This window comes from Rhodococcus sp. C3V (assembly GCF_029269915.1).
GTDB lineage: Bacteria > Actinomycetota > Actinomycetes > Mycobacteriales > Mycobacteriaceae > Rhodococcus_F > Rhodococcus_F qingshengii.
In genome coordinates this window covers 1-2,187 of the sequence record NZ_JARJBE010000042.1, presented here as the reverse complement: position 1 = coordinate 2,187, position 2,187 = coordinate 1, and the positions used below count along the sequence as shown (strand labels likewise).

Below are 2,187 nucleotides of genomic sequence, written 5' to 3'. Positions count from 1 at the left end.
ATTCACACGCATTGATTCTCTGATAGCGAGTGGCTCATCAAATGGGGTCCTACCAGTGACAGTAATGCGACGGGAGCGAAATAACGGAGGCGTGATCTCCGAGTGCATGTATGTCTCTTCGTGGAGCAACTGCCATGGCTAGGTTGACCCGAGCCTGGTGGTTTCGCATCATGGGATTTGTTTCGGGCCAAGAGCGCCCTCATGGAATGCTTGGGCGCCGATGCGGTCGAGTTTGCTGCGCGCGCTCTCCCAGGAAATGAATGTTCCTGTGGGCGGCGGTCGGCTTCGTGGGAAATGCCTCTCCCGGCACGGGGTCGGTTTAATTCCGTTGGCCGGCAAGGAACCTCGGTGTCCGAGGGCGGTGCAGGGCTGGGGAGGGGTCGGCGGAGACTGTTGTCGCGGCCTCGTGGCCTCGCGGCCTCGCGGCCTCGCGGATGAGGCCGGATAGGGCGGTGGTCTGGGGGCAACGAGGCTCGGATCGCGTCGCGTACGGTGAACTTGCGGAGATTCACTCGTTCGGCCATCCGTCGTTCGTTGTTCGAGTCGCTCATTCGATCGTTGGTGGAAATCTGATACCCGATGGGTTTGGCGTTCCGCGCCTAGTGAGTGATGTTGTCGCCGAATGTCGAAGCGAGGGTCGCTTTTTGGGCCACTACCATTACGAGTGCTTCGTCGCTGGTGAGATCTTGGGCGAAACTTTCGTGGAAGTTGGCTTGTCGGCCCACGGGTTGCCGCCCGAATCGGAAGTGACGTTCTCGATTGGGACCGGCGGACTGTGGGCACTGAGCGCATTCGGGCTTACCCCGTGCCGGGTGCGAAGGGCAGCGATGTACACCAAATTAGCCACGTTAGGCCGGTTTCCGGCTTCGGTGGTCACCGCACCGCAGAAGGAGTGAGCAGCCTCTCCCGGTGTTCAGCCGTGGTGCTGGCGCCCCGTTTGATATGGCTGAGGTGGTCGCAGGCCCGTGCGTCGGGCCCGTTGACAGGTCTGAACGGAGCCTGTCGCGATCGTTATGCGTGCAATGAAAAAGCGCGGCATCTTGACGTGCCGGCACAACGAGCTGTGGTAAATCAGGACCCCTGGCGCCACCGCATCGACGTGTTCGTGCCTTGCACTGTGGACACCTGTACATCAGCCGCCGCGCCGTACCCTCCACCCGATGCAAGAGCGCCGTACGCAAATTGCTTCCAATCCAATTTTCAGCCGTCCTCTGGGAACCGATTCTGACGCGTAGTCCGTTGCAAGACAGTCGAAGTCGAGTAGGTCGGAGTGAGATCGCTGAAGGAACCTCTACAGTCTCGTCACGTCGGCAGTATTGAACCGTGAGCAGCCACTATCGTCCAACGATTGTCCTGATGTAGCCATGTCCGGGAATACATGAGGACCGCGTCAACGGGGGATTCCCCGACGCTGGCCTTGATGTGCAGTTTTACGCGGGTGATGCCGATTCCCTCGATCACCTGAACTCGTCGACTCAGCTCCTCAACGGACTCGAGTTCCAGGTCGCCGGCCCGATGTGATGCCATATCGGCATCCTTGTCGATGATTGACCCCTCGGGACCGACAAATTCGACGTCAGAGTGCAGGATCGTATCGAGACAGTCGATGTCGTTCACGCGAAAGGCGTGCAGAAACTCGGTTTCGGCTTCATCGAGGCTTTGTTCCGAGGGGATGTTAGGCATCGTCATGAACCGAAGATTAACGGGGCTGATGTTGGCGTGCCACCCTGTGCTTTTCGGGGTTGCCTGTAGAAGGGCACGGGCAAACCATTCTGCAAGCGTCATGCCAATGCGCGGAATAAGACTCGCGTAATACTGCGGCGGAAGGCATCAGTCTATCCGTGAGCGGCTCCCTCACCTGCCACCCGGTCGAGCCAACAGTCGCCGGTCAGCACAAGATTTCGTCTCACGGCTCGACGAGGCCGTCGACTATCTCACAGTCACCCCAACTCACTCCGAACTCGAGGCCGTAGCTGGGCGTTGGCGAAGCGCGCGAGACCAATTGCTCACTACAACCCGCAGCCCCCGACGTCATCACCAGGCTGCAATCGTAGGCACGGTCAGGTACTACTGAGGCGTCCCGAACCGGGAGCTGGAGTCAATTGCACGCCTGCTCGGGGTTGGCGGCCGAATCGGGTCTATCTCGCCAACGGTGTTTCGGCCAGTTTCCATCAGTATGTTTCCGAT

At 59.5% G+C, this 2,187-nt stretch carries 1 protein-coding gene; it reads right to left on the bottom strand.

All coding sequences use genetic code 11. The annotated features are described in order from the left end of the window. Window positions 1-1,302: 1,302 nt before the first annotated feature. Window positions 1,303-1,785 (bottom strand): nuclear transport factor 2 family protein, encoded by a 483-nt coding sequence (locus P3G66_RS31665; protein WP_276117867.1) that lies wholly within the window; start codon window positions 1,783-1,785, stop codon window positions 1,303-1,305. Window positions 1,786-2,187: the final 402 nt, after the last annotated feature.

What these genes read in the sequence shown, in the direction of transcription:
- P3G66_RS31665 (WP_276117867.1), bottom strand. Translation starts at nt 1,785, where the DNA reads ATGACGCTTGCAGAATGGTTTGCCCGTGCCCTTCTACAGGCAACCCCG.